Genomic DNA, 15,837 nt, shown 5'->3' with positions numbered 1-15,837 from the left:
AGCCCTCTGCTTCATAAGCAAAGGGCTTTGTACACGAAATCACCGGTCAATTAGCGTATCAAAGCAACAGAAGAACGAAAACGCTCTTCTTGTACAGTAGCTGTTTATATCCCGAACGTGACACCTTCCCTATTCCCGCAGGCTAATGGCATCCGCAACATGGCAGGTCTCCTGGCTCGTGGATCAACAATTCCTTGCGTCTTCCCGTTTCTTGTAGAAACAGTGACATCATGCAAGGTCTCTCCCCACTTACAGTGGCGGAACCGCACCGGACTTTCACCGGACTTCCCTTTTAAGCTAAAAATGAACATTTTCAGCACCATGCCGCTCGATTATGTATAGTTGTAATTACCATGTAATCATACATAATATTGACAAAAGAGTCTAGTAAAATATTTGTCTGGCAAGCGGCTTTGGCCCCCCTTGCGGGATTGGCGACAGCCGCTTAGGTGAACCTTTGAAAGTTTATTCAAGCAGAGAGCCTATAGTTGATAATAAACATTTCTATTCAAATGAAGTTGACTGTGATTAAAAACAGTGCTTCCCCCTAAAAAAAAACCAGTGACTTCTAGCTTCCGTGCAAAGTTAGTAACATCTGCTTAAGTGACCTTAACAGAAGAGCCCCAGCATGAAATTTCCATGTGCCGGGGCTCTTTTTGTTCATTATGCTCTTTTCCAGTTGACTACCATTTCGATGTCAGCTGCTTGTAATGTTGTGAAGACAGGGCAGCGAGCATCTGTTTTTTGTTGAAGTTCTTGAATGCGCTCATCAGATTCGTTTGTTCTAACAGATGCATCAATGATAACTTTTTCAAAGTATGGACGTACACTTGCGTCACCCATTAAGCCGCGTGGGTCGAATTCACCGCGAATATCAAAATCGATACCGTCTAATTGGAAGTTCATTTCTTTTGCGACCATGTTTGCAATAACTGTTTCACAGCCAGAGAGTGCGCCTAATAACGTTGCCAATGGGTTCGCACCTTCGTCTTTTCCTCCCATATTTGCTGGTTCATCGATAATGATTGTATGGTTTTTCGCTGTTACTTTCGTTTGCATTCCTTCAGATACTGATGTAATGTGTTCTGTCATTTTTGCCATTTTGTTATTCCTCCGATTGTTTTATTTCATTTTAAGTTTCGTTAAATTGATGCTGTTAATCTGCACTTTTCGCTAATATAAAGAAACGAAAAATCAACATAGCCTTTAACATATAAGTCATTTTAAACGATTCAACATACAAATGATGTAAGCCGCCTTACATTCAAATGACTACTACACACTCTGTACCTACCAGTCGGTACAGAATGTATAGTATCATATGATTTTAACGGAAGCAAAAAAACGACTCAGCTTCAGTTAAGAAAGCTGAAGCTGAAAGCGAATGGCTGCAATAGTATTCACTAATACCTCGGCTTCCATCGCTGATTTCATTAATAAAATACCGCCTTCAATTTGTGCAACCATCGACTGGGCATGCACATAATAGCTAACCATCGGGCGAAAATCTGTTTCAGCGGAAAGATCTACTAACACTTTTTCTAAAGCAGTAATCCATTGTGTGAAAAAAGCCTGTAAGATGCGACGAAATTGCTCATCATGTTCGCTCATTTCAACGGCCAAGTTTCCCATCGGACAGCCTGGATGTCCTTCCATTCCTTTATGATATGACAAGACAAACTCACACATATGGTTCAGCTTTTCTGTTGCTGTACCATTTCCTTGAAGGATACCCACTATTAATCGTTCTTCCCATTCACGGGTCAATTGTTCAACAACCGCCAATCCAAGATCACGCTTGGACGAAAAATAATGATAGAATTGTCCTTTTCCAATGCTGGCGGCTTGTAGTATATCGTTGATTGCCGTTGCTTGATAACCTTTCGAATGAATAACTCGCCTTGCGGTTTGAATAATCTCTTCTTTTTTTGACATACCGATACGTCCCCCTTCCAGTCCCGTCCTCATTATATCTCAACCTAGGCCGAAAGGAAAAACTCACGTTATATCTCGCAGCCATCAGGTCCGCAAACTGCGGCTTCATTATGGCTTTCCGCTGCCTCTAAATCATCCACTGCTTGAATGAAACGTTCAAGTCGTTCGACAGACTGAGCTCCCATCGTGATGTGCCCGCCATATTGATAAGTGGGTACACCTGTTATTTCATTTTTCCTTGCTTTGTCAATTTCACCCAATACCAATGGCAAATACGTTTCTTCCTGCATTGCTGAACGGAATTTATCTGCATCCATTTCTAAGTTCGCTACAATTTCACAAAGAATATCAAGGTCGCCAATGTCTTTTCCTTCCTGCCAGTATGCATGGAAAACGGCTTCGCGATACGGTTCCAACTTTCCGTATTCTTTCGCAAAATATAAGCCCATCATGGCCATACGTGATTCACTTGTCACCGTTGTTAATACATTCGCCTTCATTTTAATACCATAATTCGCTGCTAGACGATTAACATTTTCTTGCGCTTGCTTCATATATGGACTTTTTGGATCAGGCTGTCCTTCTGGATGCAGTTCAAACTCTCTCCACTCTAGCTCAATATTTGGATTCTTCTCCACCAAACGTTCTGCATTGACCTTGCCAATATAACAAAATGGACAAATGAAATCCGAATAAATAATTAGCTTTTTCTTGTTCATACAAATTCTCCTCCCTTTTTGTACCTACTAGTCGGTACAATTATATGGCTCATCTGAATAAATGTCTAACAATAGGCCTCCGCTAGACAAACAAAAAGGATGGACCGAAGAAGCTTTTCTCGTCCATCCACTTAGATTTATATAGCATTAAACGTCTTTTCTTGCTTATATTTCATGTACTCTTTTATGGTGGCGATGTTTATGGCATACTCGCCAATAAGCTGTTCCATATACAGCACCGCACTTTCTGGATAAAGCTCACGTTTTTCTATAAGTGCTTTGTATTTGGCCAATCGTTTTTCAAAATAATGGATGACCTGCTCTGGTGTTTTCAACAGTAAAATCTGCATATACTCATTCACCTGCTTTTCAAGAAAGGCATACTTCTCTGCAAAACGTTTTTCTCCCATGCTCAAACCCTCCCATATATATTTTCCAGCAAGCCGAAAAGCATCCGTCTCATCACCTTCATCTTTTCTCATATATTAACATATTTTCGAAAGATTGAAAACGCTTACAAATAAATAATTTTCCGTGAACAAATTTTCACCACAACATAGACATTTTATTGATGAAGGAAGTACTCCGCCAATTCGTTATCTTTACTGTACCAAACTTCCTGCCCGGATGCCAACAGGTGGGCAGGAAAGCTGACAAATGATTAATGATTTCATTAACTCGTTGCTAGACTAACACGTAAACGACTTAAAGAAAACCGCTAACTTTTTTTATATTTCCTCATTTTTCATTCTCATAATGAGTCAACAAATTGTCTTTCAAATCAACGGCTGAAAACACAATATGGGTGACCGTTTGGGCAAATTCAGACACATTATTGATAAACTCCTCTATTTCCTGCAACTCCCTTACCGAAATTTGAACCATATAACATGCCGGTCCTGCCACTCGGTAACAAAACACAGCTCTTGGATGATGTTCAATATATTGTTTAAATCGCTCAGACTTCCCATTTTTAATGGTGACTTCCAAAATCGCTTTAATGGAGTAGCCTAATTTTTCATAATTAATTTTCGCTGTATATCCTTCAATGACCCCTTCATCTTCTAACTTCCTTACCCTTTCCGCCACAGAAGGAGCGGATAAATTCACTTTTTTTGCCAACTCTCGGATGGAAAGTCGAGAATTCGCACTAAGCTGCTTTAAAATTTGCATATCCACGGAATCGATTTTCATTTGTTTACTCCTTATTTAAAAAGAATATCATTTGAAATAAATATATCCTGTATTCGTAGCAAATGGAACGGATTTTCGTCCATATTTTCAGTACGATAAAGGAAACTCCCATCGTTAGAAGCTTACTGCTCGCTAAAGCGGGATAAATTATAAGGAGGAATAAACAAAGATGACTAGAATTTCAACATCTACACATGGGGACACACCGTTTCAGCAACTATTAGGGCATAACTTGCTAATCATGGAAGCGTGGAATGGATTAGGCGAGACTCTTGAAGAGGATGGACAACTATCAGCAGCCTTGAAAGAACAAGTTCGGAAAGTGCTTGCCCAAGAGAATGGATGTGAATATTGTAAGGCAAAAGGAAAGCCGAATCGTGAGCAATTCGATGAGAAAACCACTGTAGCGGCCGGCTTTGCGGAAGTATTTTTAAAACAGCGAGGACAAATAGAAGAATCGATTTTCATGGTCTTAAAGGAAACATTCACAGAAGCAGAAATCAGCGAACTTTGTGCTTTTATCTGTTTCACAACGGCTTCACAATTTTTCGGGGCGGTAATGGATTTGCAACCAGCCCATACAGAAAATTCAAATGTCAGTAGATAAGCTGGACTTTAGACTAGAATGAAAAATTTTTAGATTTTACACCCAAACGTCCTTCTCTAGAAATAAGGCATGTTTGGGTGTATTTATATTATTCTGTTCCGTTCAAGAGTTTCGGCTTCACAAATTTTTTTCCAGCACGATTTTATGTAATCCTTTTTCATCGACATACGTGTGGATGACATCAAAGCCATGTTTAATATTTAAAATAAGCATACCGCGCCATTTATTCATCGTTTTTGTTCGAACGACCTTGTAGCCTTTTTCTTTTAAATAGTCATGTTGCTTTTTCATTAACATTGAAGCAACACCATGCTTTCGATAGTTAATATCGACTCCACCTAACCAGCTATAAAAGGTGTTCTCATCCATTTCATACCCGATTTTATATCCTATAATTTTATTGTCTTCTACAGCCGTCATGACTAACAAATTTGGTTTACGTGCCATTTTAGTAACTACGTCATCAGAAGAACCAAAAATCGCTCTATGCAGTGCTAAAATCCCCTCTAATACACCCGCTTCGGGAATGGCGTTATATAGACAATATGTAAAACTCATCGACGATCATCCTTTCTCTAATGACTCAAAACACCTTCTCTATTTTAAATGAATTTGCTTCAAAGTGTATCCGTTTGTTTAATCAATTGAGCAAGCTTATAAATCCCCTTTTCAAGTTCTTCTTCCTCGGCATAAGAATAAGAAAGACGGATGGTTTGATTCGAAGCAGGATCATAAATGCTTCCTGGATTAATTAACACTCCTTCTTTTTTTGCTGCCTCAAACAGCTTTTGCATCGAAATCGACGGAAGAATTTTAACCCAAATGTAAAAACCACCGTCTGGAACGGTCCATTCCGCTACATCAGACAAATATGTATTCAGAGCCTTTACAGCTAACGTTCTTCTTCTTTTTAATTGTTTCTTAGCAGAATGAAGATGCTCATCATAAAGGCCGCTTTCAAGCCATTCGGCTGCTGCCAGTTGGGAAAGAGAACTCGACCCGTAATCCATTTGCATTTTAATGTCAGCTAAACGGTTAATGACAGACTCCGCACCAGCAATCCAACCAATTCGTAAACCAGGACTCAACGTTTTCGAAAAGCTCCCTACATACAAAACAAGCCCGCTTTTATCGATACTCTTTAACGACCGCGGTACAAGTTCGTCAAATGATAAATCCCCGTACACATCATCTTCAATGATTGGAAGCTGCTTTTTCTCAGCAAATTCCATCAGCTCCTGCCGCCTCACTTGTGACATAACGGTTCCGGTCGGATTATGAAACGTCGGAATGGTATACAAAATGGATGGTTTCCCCACCGCATGCCGCTCTTTTAGGAGCTTTACTTGAAGTCCGTCCCTGTCCATCGGGATTCCCATTAACCGCATGCCCGCTGATTGAAATAACTGCAAGGAACGCAAATATGACGGTGTTTCATGCAATACAACCGATCCGGTTTGCAAAATACCGACTGAAATAAGCTGCAGTGCTTGCAGTGCACCAGATGTAATTAATAGACCAGATGCGGAAATCGGTATTCCTTTTGAACGTAAACGAATAGCCAATTGCTCACGGAGCAGCAGTAAGCCTTTAGGTTCTTCATATCCCATCGATTCCATTTTTTCTCCAACACGGTTTAACACCGTCTTCATGTTCTCTTTCGGAAACAAGCTTGGAGCGAGCTCTCCTGTTCCAAGCCGGATAATGTCAGGCCAAAATTCTATTTCATTAATATCTTGAATCATCGGTACATTAGGAGCAAATAGACCGGATTTGACATAGTGATTCCAGTCAGGAGGAGATTGACGTCCCATTAAAGACCAGGAGTTGTTAATGACTGTTGTTCCTTTTCCTGTCTTCCCTTCAATCAATCCATCCGCTGCCAGCTCTTCTAAAGCTAACACAATGGTGCTTCGATTCACTTGAAACTGCTCGGCAAGCTGGCGCTGCGTTGGGATTCTTGTCCCTACTGTCCACTCCCCGTTTTCAATTTTTGCTTCAATCTGCTCCTTAATTTGAATGTAGAGCGACACCTTAGAGGCTCGATCGGGCTTCCAATCCATCTATATCCTCTCCCTTAACATCTAGTTCACTCTATTCAGTGTAAAACTTGGTTGGTTCAAAAACAAACCAATTGGTTGAGGACATTTGAAAAACCATCGCCTATACTTTCATTGTAATCAATCGATTTAGGAGTGAACGAAATGTTTCAAGCCCTTACTCACGGTTTTTTGTTGGCGTTCGGCCTCATTTTACCGCTTGGTGTACAAAATGTATTTGTTTTTAATCAAGGTGCACTGCAAAAGCGCTATTACCATGCGCTTCCCGTCATTTTGACAGCCTGCTTATGCGATACCGCTTTAATCTTGCTTGCAATTACAGGTGTATCCGTCATAGTCTTGCAATTTTCATGGCTGAAAGTAATGCTTCTTCTATTCGGGATTATTTTTCTGTTGTATATGGGATGGGTATCGTGGAACAGTACCCCGAACCTGGTTAATGAGGAAACGTTTGCCCCACTTTCAGCGAAACAGCAAATTTTATTTGCTTTATCCGTTTCCCTGCTCAATCCGCATGCAGTATTAGATACAGTCGGTGTGATTGGCACAAGCTCTCTCCAATATAGCGGCATGGAGAAAACAGCGTTTACACTTGCTTGTTTAATTGTGTCATGGATTTGGTTTTTTAGCCTAGCCTTCGCAGGAAAAATGACAAGCCGACTCGACCAATCAGGGAAAACCCTTCAACTTCTCAACAAAGTGTCGGCTTGTTTTATGTGGGGAGTCGCTCTCTATATGGGCATTTCACTGTTTCAATCATAACAAGCAAAATCCCCCTTCCAGCGGGAAGGGGGTGTCTGTTATACTTTTTCTTTTTCTACATTATAATAATGAACGGCATACATCGCACCTTCGCTGACCATGTTATTATCTTCAAGGTCATACGGATCTGGGTGTCCTGCTTTCTCAATTGGGAAGGCATCCAGCTTTTTGACTGTTTCCGAGCTTGACTGTTTCTGTTTCCATTGCCTTAACGTTTCCTTCACTTTTTCTCTGTTTTCTTTCGGATAGAGCCAAAGTAACGCCGAAACTCCTGCACTTGTCAATAAAACGGGTTTTAGTCGTACGCTTTTCATTCATGATTCCTCCCTTTATCATTTTCGTATCATTTATCACTCAATCACTTGTTTAAGGTGAGAATAATACTCTACAAACCGTTCTTGTTTAGCTTCAATAAATGCGGTTCGCTCCGCTTCTTGAAGCTCCAACATGTCTTGTCCGAGCGTACCAACATCCGCTAAAACTTGCGTCGTACGTTCATTTATTTGGACATCTTCTTTCAATAAATGGGATAGTTCTGTCAGTTTTAATAATCTCTCATCGTCGATTTCTCTTTCTTCCACTAGTTGTCCTAATAATGAAACGACAAGTGGAAAGCGTTCTAACGTCTGTTCCTTCACTTTTCATCACCTCTTGCTGTGTGTATACCCTTTTTACCGCGCTGAAAACATATCTATTTTCCCATTTTTACATAGAGGACATAACACCAGTTCTCACAAAAAAACCTGTCACACAATCCTGAATGTTCCTGGATTTCTATGACAGGTTTTCTTTTAATCTTCTAAAATTTCTTTAAGCATTCTCTCACGATGCTGCAAAAAATATTTCGTAATTTTATAATGGTCCGTCATCTCATACTCTATCTCTTCAATTCTTCCTTCATCAAAGCTAAAAATCGTTGCATCCGGATAGCCGAGTAAAATGGGCGAATGTGTGGCGATAATAAATTGGCAGTTGCCACGAGCGCTCAAATCATGAATGATTTTCAAAAACGACAACTGCCTTTGGGGCGATAGTGCAGCCTCTGGCTCGTCTAATAAATAAATAGCTTTTCCGTTAAAACGGTTTAAGAAAAGAGATAAAAAAGATTCCCCGTGCGACTGTTCATGGAGAGAGCGGCCGCCATAGCTTCCAAAACCAGTATTATCTACTTCGTCAATGTGCGTAGCAAAATGATAAAAAGACTCTGCTCGCATGAAAAAGCCGTTCGTCACCTTCGGTAGCCATGATAAGCGAATATAATCCCCTAAAGCGGAATCCGCGGCGTAGACATCATACTGATTGTTCCGTCCTCCACCTGCTGTATTAAACTCGCATTTATCGGCAATCGCCTCCAGCAGTGTCGATTTGCCTGAACCATTTTCCCCAACAAAAAAAGTAACGTTGCTCTTTAAATCTAGCACGTCCAAATTTTTAATCGAAGGAATGGAAAATGGATATTGCTGAAACGCTTCAACCTTATCGCGAAGTAGTGTTATTCTTTTTAAAAACATAGTCATCACCTACAAAACATTTTCATATATTGTATCATCTTATTCACGTGCAAAATACCGTCATTTCCCTCACGTAGTCATTCTGTTAGAGAAGCATTGGGCACGTTGAAAAATTTGTGTGAACTTACATAATTTCTTATTTACAAACGGTCCTTCTCGCCTTAAGATATCATAAGTAGCAATTAAATAAAGTCTTAAATCGCTGAGTCTGTGAACAGAACGGGGGAACCACTTATGTTAATGGGGTGAATCCTTAAAAAAGGGAGGGCTATTCTCGAAGTCCTAATCCGGCAGCTAACCTCGTAAGCGTTTTGGGAGAAACGACTTTTGGTAAATTTTTCTGTCTCTCTGTAGATTAGGCCATAAAGAGGTTTTCTCTTTCGATGGCCTTTTTGACGTTATGAATTGATTCAAATACCGGGCATGTTTTTCAAACAAAACCGCTAAAACCATCGAGAATTTCATATGAAAAGGAGCATATGTATGTTAAAAGTATTGTTAACGGATATTCATTTTTCCCATCAATCAACCGAAAATAAGATGGTCGAAAAATTAATCTGTGATTATATCGTCATTTCTGATGACGTTGAGGAAAAAAATAGTTTAGAAATCAAACCGTTCCAATGTAAAAGCATGTCCAAAAGTGCCCTCGAAAACTTTATTTTAATTCAAGAAATCGGAAAGCGCCGGGGAGAATAAAAGAAACTCTTATCAGTGAGTTTTTTCTTTAGACTCCATGAATAATTAAAATAAGACATGACCGCTCTTTGGTCATGTCGAATTTTCTAGATCGATTTATATATTAATAGAAACAGACTCTCCGCCGTACGGATGAGTCTGTTTTTGTTTTTACTAAGTCAAATACTGCCGAAAAATTGATAAAGGAAAGGATTGACATTAGAATTTTCTGAATTTATCATTAGTAGTAATAATTCTAACGACTATAAAAGGAGACGATTATGAGTGAAGAACTATATCCTCATTTACAAAAACTAGGTTTTTCTCAATATGAAAGCAAGGCATATGTAACCCTGCTGCAGCATGCACCGGCTACAGGCTATGAAGTGAGCAAACAATCCGGCGTGCCGCGTTCTATGATTTATGAAGTGCTCGGCAAACTGATTGATAAAGGGGCTGGCTACATTGTCCCTTCTGATCCAGTTCAATATGCCCCTGTCCCGGCTAAGGATATGCTGGCAAGGATGCGAAAAGATTTTTCAGAAACGGTGGACTATTTAGAAACAACTTTGCAATCTTTACAGTCTAAACCCTCTATTGATGTGATTGTTCACATGGACGGTTACGAGCAAGTCCTTAAAGAAATTCGGCACATCATCAAAGAAGCAAACGAAGAACTTTGGTTGTCCGTTTGGGAGCCTCAAGTACCCTTGTTAAAAGAGAGCGTCGATGAGGCCGTCAGTCGAGATGTTCCTGTTTTATCCGTTGTGTTCGGAGCAGAACATGAAACACTTGGTCATACGTTCCATCATAACTATATGTCTCCTGAAGTCGTTCGAGAGCGAATCGGCGGAAACTTAACGATTGCGGCACGAGACGGTGAAGAAGTTGTCATCGCCAATTTCACAGATGAGACCATTCCGTGGGCAGTGAAAACAAAAAACCCGGCGTTAGTGCTTGTTGCTATTGAATACATCCGCCATGATATTATGTTTGAGGAAATGACAAAAGAGTTTGGCGCTGACAAGCTGAGTGCGCTTTGGTGCAGCCGCCCTGATTTATATCAAATTGTCACAGGACAGCGGTACAACCGTTGATAAGCATTTCATCACGTTTAAAGGAGAAACGAAACATGAACGATAATGATTGGAAAAGAGGATTTTTCGATGCACTTCCTATTGCTTTTAGCTTTATTTTATTCGGGGGCATTTTCGGAATGTTGGCAGTGCAAACAGGGTTATCTGTTTTAGAAAGTGTCGGCATGTCGCTCATTGTCTTTGCCGGCTCCGCTCAGTTTACCGCCTTGTCACTTTTAGGAGATCAAACGGGCATGTGGACGATTATTCTTGTCACCTTTTTTGTCAATTCACGCCATTTACTAATGGGGCTTTCTATGTCCCCCTATTACCAGCCGTTTTCAAAAAAATTCTCTACCGTGATGGCATTTTTCCTTATTGACGAACAATATGCAATCACGATGAATCATTTTCGCCGTCATCGTGCGACGAAGGCGTATATTACCGCCGTCAGCTTGACATTGTATGCGACATGGGTCGGGGGCACATGGCTTGGAACATTGACGCAAAGTCTCATTCCAGATCCAGGAAAGCTCGGTTTAGGCTTCAGCTTCACTGCCTTGTTCCTTGCACTTGTTTATTTTCAGTTTACCTCCCTTTTTCGGGTTGCAGTATTTGGATTATGCGGCATTTCTGCCGTCTTGCTCGCCTTTATTTTGCCTTACGGGCTGCATCTTTTAGCAGCAGGCATCATTGCTTTTACTTTCGGTTATTTTTTCAACAATGAAACCGTACAATCGCCAGCTGAACAACAAAGAGACGAGGTGACCGCATGAACATGCTACTTCTTTACTTAGGGATGGCCGCCGTCACTTATTTTTCGAGACGGGCTTTTTTGCGCCTTCCCGACCATTTATTCTCGGAACGCTTAAAAAACGGATTATCGTTTATCCCGCTCGGTATCTTTGCTGCACTCATTTTTGAATCACTGTTTTTGAAAGAGGGCGAACTCACCTTCGAACCGCTTTATTTAGCAGCAAGTGCCGTTTGTTTAGTTATGATGAAGCTAAGCCAAAATGTGTTTATTAGCTTTGGTCTAAGTTTAGCCGTTGTCGTTGTCGTCAAAAGCGGAATGGTTGGATAAAGTAGCACATGCTATCCGCGGAAATCTTAAAAAAGGAAAAGGATGGGATGGTAATGAAACGAATATGCGTATTTGCTGGGTCCAATCCAGGAGTGAAGCCGCAATTTGGGGAAATGGCGGAAGCTCTTGGACACGAACTTGTAAAAGGCGGATATGATTTAATATATGGCGGCTCAAAAATGGGATTGATGGGCCGTGTCGCCAACACTGTTCTACAGCAAGGTGGGCGTGCCATCGGTGTTATGCCAAAGGGGCTGTTTCGCGGTGAAATTGTTCACACAGAACTGACCGAGCTTCACGAAGTCATGAACATGCATGAACGGAAAGGTAAAATGGGTGAACTTTCAGATGCATTTATTGCTCTTCCAGGCGGATTCGGAACGTTTGAAGAAATATTTGAAGTGGTTAGCTGGGGCGCAATTGGCATTCACCGTAAACCGATTGGACTGTTGAACGTGGACGGCTATTACAATCCGATGATGGAGATGGTGGGACATGGTGTGAAAGCAGGGTTCATTCATCCTTCTCATGCTCCATTGCTCATTTGTGAAAGCGAGCCTGCTTTATTATTGGAGAAACTACATCATTTTAAGCCTCCTGCCAGCATTAATAAGTGGAGTGAGCTGGAAGATTAAAGAGAGATTGCATTCTCGCTCAAGACGAGTCAAGGAAGACTACAAGAAAAGCGGTTCAGCTGAGAACCGCTTTTTCTTATACCCTTTTCCTCATATTTGAAACTTATTGCTTTTCTAACCGTATGTTTTGACAAGAGGAGAAAATTCCTACACCTCTCCATGTCAAAAAAGAAAGGTGGAATCATGAACAGAACAAAAACGATGACCGCCTCTGTCATGACTGGAGCAGCTGGCGGCTCCCTTTCATTTGCCGTAGCATTAAAGATAGAGTGGAACATATGGTTGAGTCTTCTCACATCACTTGCTGATGGATTTTGTTTCGGCTATTTAGCATTTAGCGTATTGAAACGTGCAGCCAAAAAGAAAACAAAGCCAACGGAAAATTCATGATGAATTTTCCGTTGGCTTCTTTAACCCCCGATTGATGGGTGTAGTAAATAAAACGGTTAATTTTCTTCCGCTACTAATCCCATATCACTATAAACATCCGTATCGAGTTCCCCTGTCACCTTACTTGTCACAACACCAGCAGTCATCGCACCACTTACGTTTACAGCAGTACGGCCCATGTCGATAAGCGGTTCAACGGAAATTAATAGTCCCGCCAATCCTACTGGCAAGTTCATCGCTGATAGGACTAAAAGAGCAGCAAATGTAGCTCCGCCCCCGACACCTGCTACACCAAACGAGCTTAATGCGACAACCGCGATAAGTGTCACGATAAACGACGGATCTAGCGGATTAATTCCGACGGTCGGTGCAATCATTACCGCAAGCATGGCAGGATATACACCCGCACATCCGTTTTGCCCAATCGATAAACCAAATGACCCAGCGAAATTGGCTACCCCTTCTGGCACCCCTAGCTGACTTGTTTGTGTTTTAACGTTCAACGGCAATGTACCTGCACTCGAACGAGATGTAAAAGCAAACGTCAACACTGGAATAATCTTTTTCACGTAATTCACTGGATTTAATCCAACAATAGTTAAAATGATTAAATGGATGATGAACATAATAATTAGCGCTACATATGAAGCCACAACGAATTTACCAAGCTTCAAGATCGCGTCAATGTTACTTGTTGCAACCGTTTTTGTCATAATAGCCAACACCCCGTACGGTGTTAAGCGAAGAATCAATGTGACAACACGCATAATAATGGTGTAGAAGGCATCCACGATTTTCGCAAACATCTCTGCTTGCTCTGGCTCTTTACGTTTCACGCCAAGGAATGCCACACCGATAAATGCGGCAAAAATGACGATCGCAATCGTTGACGTCGGTCGCGCTCCTGTGAAATCTAAGAATGGATTACCAGGAAGCAATTCCACTATCTTTTGCGGCAATGTCATATCTTGAATACCGCCTAGTTTCTCTTCAAGTTCTTGAGCACGCGTCGTTTCAGCGTCTCCTTGTTCAATCTGTACTGCTTCCAAATCAAAAGCAATGGTCGTTGTAATGCCGATAGCGGCTGCAATGGCAGTTGTTCCGACTAAAATACTCAGAATTAACCCACTGATTTTTCCGATATTATTTGTCAGCTTTAAACGAGTGAAGGCCGCTAAAATGGAAATAAACACAAGCGGCATAACGACCATTTGAAGCAACTTTACATAGCCGCCGCCTACAATATTAAACCAATCCGCTGATTGGCTCAGCACATCAGACTTCATTCCGTAAGCAAGCTGCAACGCAAACCCGAATAAAATCCCTGCTCCAAGCGCTGTAAACACACGTTTAGAGAACGAAACATGCTTTTTTTGCATTACATATAAACCAATAATAAGTGCTAGTAATAAAGCGATATTTAAAACAACAAAAAAAGTTGTCATCCCTTCTCCCTCCATAATTAGAAAATTTTTACTCAATCAAACTATAAAACAACTATTCCTATGAGTCAAGTATGAATTATAACAGAGATCAAAAGATAGCGTTTCCAAAAAATAGTTTTTATTTTCTCATTATTCTTTCTTTTTTTATGCAGCACATACGAAAAAGGCATACCGGCGTTGCTGGTATGCCTTTTATAAATCCCCTTTGTCTGTGCGTCCCCTTGCACATCTATGCTATATAAAGACCCCTTTGTTACGGTAAATTTGAGCTTCCCATTAAATAACGGTCAACTTCTCGAGCGGCTTCGCGCCCTTCATTAATCGCCCAAACGATTAAGCTTTGCCCTCTTCTCGCATCCCCTGCGGCGAAGACTCCTTCTACATTTGTTGTATATTCACCGTACTTTGCCTGAATTTTACGATTCGCTGCTTCAACCCCAAATTGCTCAAGAAGCGGCTGATCTGTTCCTTCAAAACCGATGGCAATAAGTACAAGCTGTGCCGGCCATACTTTTTCTGTTCCTGGCACTTCTTTAAATACGTATCGGCCGTTTTCCACAACTTTTTCCATCTCAATTGTATGAAGCTCTTTTACATGTCCATTTTCATCTCCGACAATTTGCTTCGTTTGAATCAAATATTGACGAACGTCAGAACCGAATTTTGCTTGCGCTTCTTCATGTGCATAATCAAGAGCAAAAGTGAGTGGATATTCCGGCCATGGATTGTCTAATGCGCGGTCATTTGGCAACATAGGATGTTTTCCAAATTGCACAACACTATGACAGTTTTGACGAAGTGCTGTCGCGATACAGTCAGCACCCGTATCACCGCCTCCGATGACGATAACATCCTTTCCTTCCGCATTAATATACTGCCCGTCTTGGAAATTTGAATCAAGCAAGCTTTTCGTTGCTTTTGTCAAATAATCCATCGCCAAATGAATGCCCTTCAACTCGCGGCCTTCCATAACAAGGTCACGCTGCTTTTGTGCCCCTGTACAAAGGATGACCGAATCGAATTCTGCTTGCAATTCGGCTGCATAAATATCTTTGCCGATTTCTGTATTCGTCATGAACGTAATGCCCTCTTGCTCAAGAAGACGAACACGTCGCTCAATCACTTCTTTTTCCAGCTTTACGTTCGGAATGCCGTACATAAGCAATCCGCCGACACGGTCAGCACGTTCAAACACTGTCACACTATGACCTGCTTGATTCAATTGGTCGGCAGCAGCTAATCCTGCAGGACCTGAACCGACGATGGCTACTTTTTTCCCTGTGCGCACCTTCGGAATACGTGGTGTGATCCACCCCTCTTGGAACCCTTTTTCAATGATGCTGTGCTCAATACTTTTAATCGCAACAGCTGGATCGTAAAGGGATACTGTACACGCTCCTTCACAAGGCGCTGGACAAACACGCCCTGTGAATTCTGGGAAGTTATTCGTTTTCAATAAACGATCTAACGCTTCTTTCCATCTTCCGCGATACACTAAGTCATTCCATTCCGGAATTAAATTATGAATTGGACATCCTGAAGTTAATCCGTTAATTTCCGTCCCCATATGGCAAAATGGGGTTCCGCAATCCATACATCGGGCACCTTGCCGCTGTAATGCTTCATCGGAGAAAGGAGCCGAGTGTTCATTCCAATCGTTTAACCGCTCAAGAGGGTCACGTTCCACAGCCTCTTCACGTGCATATTCCATAAATCCTGTTGCTTTTCCCATAGTCTCTCT

At 41.3% G+C, this 15,837-nt stretch carries 20 protein-coding genes and 2 riboswitches; of the genes, 8 read left to right on the top strand and 12 right to left on the bottom strand.

The features are described 5' to 3' along the window. Positions 1–144: 144 nt before the first annotated feature. Positions 145–339, bottom strand: a riboswitch (cobalamin riboswitch). 324 nt (positions 340–663) lie between these two features. The 5 genes from ACXAEO_RS06675 to ACXAEO_RS06655 form a co-directional block, all read right to left on the bottom strand. Next, on the bottom strand, positions 664–1,101 hold the full coding sequence (locus ACXAEO_RS06675) for an OsmC family protein (RefSeq protein ID WP_474879472.1): 438 nt from the start codon (positions 1,099–1,101) through the stop codon (positions 664–666). A 258-nt stretch (positions 1,102–1,359) separates the two neighbouring features. Then, positions 1,360–1,935: a TetR/AcrR family transcriptional regulator gene (locus tag ACXAEO_RS06670; protein ID WP_474879469.1), complete on the bottom strand. Its 576-nt coding sequence runs from the start codon at positions 1,933–1,935 to the stop codon at positions 1,360–1,362. 68 nt (positions 1,936–2,003) lie between these two features. Beyond that, complete coding sequence (locus ACXAEO_RS06665; protein WP_474879466.1) at positions 2,004–2,654, bottom strand: DsbA family oxidoreductase; 651 nt, start codon at positions 2,652–2,654, stop codon at positions 2,004–2,006. Positions 2,655–2,791: 137 nt separating this feature from the next. Continuing rightward, positions 2,792–3,064 carry a hypothetical protein gene (locus tag ACXAEO_RS06660; protein WP_474879463.1) on the bottom strand — a complete coding sequence of 91 codons (273 nt, stop codon included), beginning with the start codon at positions 3,062–3,064 and terminating at the stop codon, positions 2,792–2,794. Positions 3,065–3,392: 328 nt separating this feature from the next. Further along, entirely contained in the window at positions 3,393–3,848 is a 456-nt protein-coding gene (locus ACXAEO_RS06655) for an Lrp/AsnC family transcriptional regulator (protein WP_474879460.1), read from the bottom strand. Between the two features lie 169 nt (positions 3,849–4,017). Here ACXAEO_RS06655 and ACXAEO_RS06650 point away from each other — a divergent pair, with 169 nt between their 5' ends. Continuing rightward, positions 4,018–4,455, top strand: coding sequence for a carboxymuconolactone decarboxylase family protein (locus tag ACXAEO_RS06650; protein ID WP_474879457.1), 438 nt, complete (start codon positions 4,018–4,020; stop codon positions 4,453–4,455). Positions 4,456–4,572: 117 nt separating this feature from the next. On the opposite strand, the gene ACXAEO_RS06645 is transcribed toward ACXAEO_RS06650, so the two are convergent. Both ACXAEO_RS06645 and ACXAEO_RS06640 read right to left on the bottom strand, forming a co-directional pair. Then, positions 4,573–5,013: a GNAT family N-acetyltransferase gene (locus ACXAEO_RS06645; protein ID WP_474879455.1), complete on the bottom strand. Its 441-nt coding sequence runs from the start codon at positions 5,011–5,013 to the stop codon at positions 4,573–4,575. 59 nt (positions 5,014–5,072) lie between these two features. Beyond that, the gene (locus ACXAEO_RS06640) at positions 5,073–6,518 is read right to left on the bottom strand and encodes an aminotransferase-like domain-containing protein (protein WP_474879453.1); all 1,446 of its coding nucleotides are present in this window, start codon (positions 6,516–6,518) and stop codon (positions 5,073–5,075) included. Positions 6,519–6,659: 141 nt separating this feature from the next. Between ACXAEO_RS06640 and ACXAEO_RS06635 the strand changes: the two genes are divergently transcribed. Continuing rightward, positions 6,660–7,277 (top strand): LysE/ArgO family amino acid transporter, encoded by a 618-nt coding sequence (locus ACXAEO_RS06635; protein WP_474879451.1) that lies wholly within the window; start codon positions 6,660–6,662, stop codon positions 7,275–7,277. A 38-nt stretch (positions 7,278–7,315) separates the two neighbouring features. Here the strand turns inward: ACXAEO_RS06635 and ACXAEO_RS06630 are convergent, their stop codons facing one another. From ACXAEO_RS06630 to ACXAEO_RS06620, 3 genes are all read right to left on the bottom strand, one after another. Continuing rightward, entirely contained in the window at positions 7,316–7,591 is a 276-nt protein-coding gene (locus ACXAEO_RS06630) for a hypothetical protein (protein ID WP_474879448.1), read from the bottom strand. Between the two features lie 36 nt (positions 7,592–7,627). Beyond that, positions 7,628–7,915, bottom strand: a complete 288-nt coding sequence (locus tag ACXAEO_RS06625; RefSeq protein ID WP_474879446.1) for a hypothetical protein — start codon at positions 7,913–7,915, stop codon at positions 7,628–7,630. A gap of 153 nt (positions 7,916–8,068) precedes the next feature. Further along, a complete protein-coding gene (locus ACXAEO_RS06620) occupies positions 8,069–8,788 on the bottom strand; it encodes an AAA family ATPase (protein ID WP_474879444.1) in 720 nt (239 codons plus the stop codon). Positions 8,789–8,978: 190 nt separating this feature from the next. Further along, a riboswitch (cyclic di-AMP (ydaO/yuaA leader) is annotated at positions 8,979–9,111 on the top strand. Positions 9,112–9,271: 160 nt separating this feature from the next. On the opposite strand from ACXAEO_RS06620, the gene ACXAEO_RS06615 reads away from it, so the two are divergent. The 6 genes from ACXAEO_RS06615 (at position 9,272) to ACXAEO_RS06590 (ending at position 12,651) form a co-directional block, all read left to right on the top strand. Further along, positions 9,272–9,487 carry a hypothetical protein gene (locus ACXAEO_RS06615; protein WP_474879442.1) on the top strand — a complete coding sequence of 72 codons (216 nt, stop codon included), beginning with the start codon at positions 9,272–9,274 and terminating at the stop codon, positions 9,485–9,487. A gap of 260 nt (positions 9,488–9,747) precedes the next feature. Next, positions 9,748–10,563, top strand: a complete 816-nt coding sequence (locus ACXAEO_RS06610) for a TrmB family transcriptional regulator (protein ID WP_474879439.1) — start codon at positions 9,748–9,750, stop codon at positions 10,561–10,563. 35 nt (positions 10,564–10,598) lie between these two features. After that, positions 10,599–11,318 (top strand): AzlC family ABC transporter permease, encoded by a 720-nt coding sequence (locus tag ACXAEO_RS06605; protein ID WP_474879437.1) that lies wholly within the window; start codon positions 10,599–10,601, stop codon positions 11,316–11,318. Continuing rightward, positions 11,315–11,626 (top strand): AzlD domain-containing protein, encoded by a 312-nt coding sequence (locus tag ACXAEO_RS06600; RefSeq protein WP_474879435.1) that lies wholly within the window; start codon positions 11,315–11,317, stop codon positions 11,624–11,626. Before ACXAEO_RS06605 ends, ACXAEO_RS06600 begins: the two co-directional genes overlap by 4 nt. A gap of 53 nt (positions 11,627–11,679) precedes the next feature. Further along, positions 11,680–12,261 carry an LOG family protein gene (locus ACXAEO_RS06595; RefSeq protein WP_474879432.1) on the top strand — a complete coding sequence of 194 codons (582 nt, stop codon included), beginning with the start codon at positions 11,680–11,682 and terminating at the stop codon, positions 12,259–12,261. A gap of 183 nt (positions 12,262–12,444) precedes the next feature. Next, positions 12,445–12,651 (top strand): hypothetical protein, encoded by a 207-nt coding sequence (locus ACXAEO_RS06590; protein WP_474879428.1) that lies wholly within the window; start codon positions 12,445–12,447, stop codon positions 12,649–12,651. A gap of 56 nt (positions 12,652–12,707) precedes the next feature. Here ACXAEO_RS06590 and ACXAEO_RS06585 read toward each other — a convergent pair whose 3' ends face one another. After that, positions 12,708–14,096, bottom strand: a complete 1,389-nt coding sequence (locus ACXAEO_RS06585) for an L-cystine transporter (protein ID WP_474879426.1) — start codon at positions 14,094–14,096, stop codon at positions 12,708–12,710. 253 nt (positions 14,097–14,349) lie between these two features. Further along, entirely contained in the window at positions 14,350–15,828 is a 1,479-nt protein-coding gene (locus ACXAEO_RS06580) for a glutamate synthase subunit beta (protein ID WP_474879424.1), read from the bottom strand. Positions 15,829–15,837: the final 9 nt, after the last annotated feature.

The sequence above is a fragment of the Bacillus sp. ABA4_010 genome, assembly GCF_056159105.1.
The sequence above is the reverse complement of the archived record's forward strand: the minus strand, read 5'-3'. Positions and strand labels throughout refer to the sequence as shown.

What these genes read in the sequence shown, in the direction of transcription:
- ACXAEO_RS06675 (WP_474879472.1), bottom strand. Translation starts at nt 1,101, where the DNA reads ATGGCAAAAATGACAGAACACATTACATCAGTATCTGAAGGAATGCAA.
- ACXAEO_RS06670 (WP_474879469.1), bottom strand. Translation starts at nt 1,935, where the DNA reads ATGTCAAAAAAAGAAGAGATTATTCAAACCGCAAGGCGAGTTATTCAT.
- ACXAEO_RS06665 (WP_474879466.1), bottom strand. Translation starts at nt 2,654, where the DNA reads ATGAACAAGAAAAAGCTAATTATTTATTCGGATTTCATTTGTCCATTT.
- ACXAEO_RS06660 (WP_474879463.1), bottom strand. Translation starts at nt 3,064, where the DNA reads ATGGGAGAAAAACGTTTTGCAGAGAAGTATGCCTTTCTTGAAAAGCAG.
- ACXAEO_RS06655 (WP_474879460.1), bottom strand. Translation starts at nt 3,848, where the DNA reads ATGAAAATCGATTCCGTGGATATGCAAATTTTAAAGCAGCTTAGTGCG.
- ACXAEO_RS06650 (WP_474879457.1), top strand. Translation starts at nt 4,018, where the DNA reads ATGACTAGAATTTCAACATCTACACATGGGGACACACCGTTTCAGCAA.
- ACXAEO_RS06645 (WP_474879455.1), bottom strand. Translation starts at nt 5,013, where the DNA reads ATGAGTTTTACATATTGTCTATATAACGCCATTCCCGAAGCGGGTGTA.
- ACXAEO_RS06640 (WP_474879453.1), bottom strand. Translation starts at nt 6,518, where the DNA reads ATGGATTGGAAGCCCGATCGAGCCTCTAAGGTGTCGCTCTACATTCAA.
- ACXAEO_RS06635 (WP_474879451.1), top strand. Translation starts at nt 6,660, where the DNA reads ATGTTTCAAGCCCTTACTCACGGTTTTTTGTTGGCGTTCGGCCTCATT.
- ACXAEO_RS06630 (WP_474879448.1), bottom strand. Translation starts at nt 7,591, where the DNA reads ATGAAAAGCGTACGACTAAAACCCGTTTTATTGACAAGTGCAGGAGTT.
- ACXAEO_RS06620 (WP_474879444.1), bottom strand. Translation starts at nt 8,788, where the DNA reads ATGTTTTTAAAAAGAATAACACTACTTCGCGATAAGGTTGAAGCGTTT.
- ACXAEO_RS06615 (WP_474879442.1), top strand. Translation starts at nt 9,272, where the DNA reads ATGTTAAAAGTATTGTTAACGGATATTCATTTTTCCCATCAATCAACC.
- ACXAEO_RS06610 (WP_474879439.1), top strand. Translation starts at nt 9,748, where the DNA reads ATGAGTGAAGAACTATATCCTCATTTACAAAAACTAGGTTTTTCTCAA.
- ACXAEO_RS06605 (WP_474879437.1), top strand. Translation starts at nt 10,599, where the DNA reads ATGAACGATAATGATTGGAAAAGAGGATTTTTCGATGCACTTCCTATT.
- ACXAEO_RS06600 (WP_474879435.1), top strand. Translation starts at nt 11,315, where the DNA reads ATGAACATGCTACTTCTTTACTTAGGGATGGCCGCCGTCACTTATTTT.
- ACXAEO_RS06595 (WP_474879432.1), top strand. Translation starts at nt 11,680, where the DNA reads ATGAAACGAATATGCGTATTTGCTGGGTCCAATCCAGGAGTGAAGCCG.
- ACXAEO_RS06590 (WP_474879428.1), top strand. Translation starts at nt 12,445, where the DNA reads ATGAACAGAACAAAAACGATGACCGCCTCTGTCATGACTGGAGCAGCT.
- ACXAEO_RS06585 (WP_474879426.1), bottom strand. Translation starts at nt 14,096, where the DNA reads ATGACAACTTTTTTTGTTGTTTTAAATATCGCTTTATTACTAGCACTT.
- ACXAEO_RS06580 (WP_474879424.1), bottom strand. Translation starts at nt 15,828, where the DNA reads ATGGGAAAAGCAACAGGATTTATGGAATATGCACGTGAAGAGGCTGTG.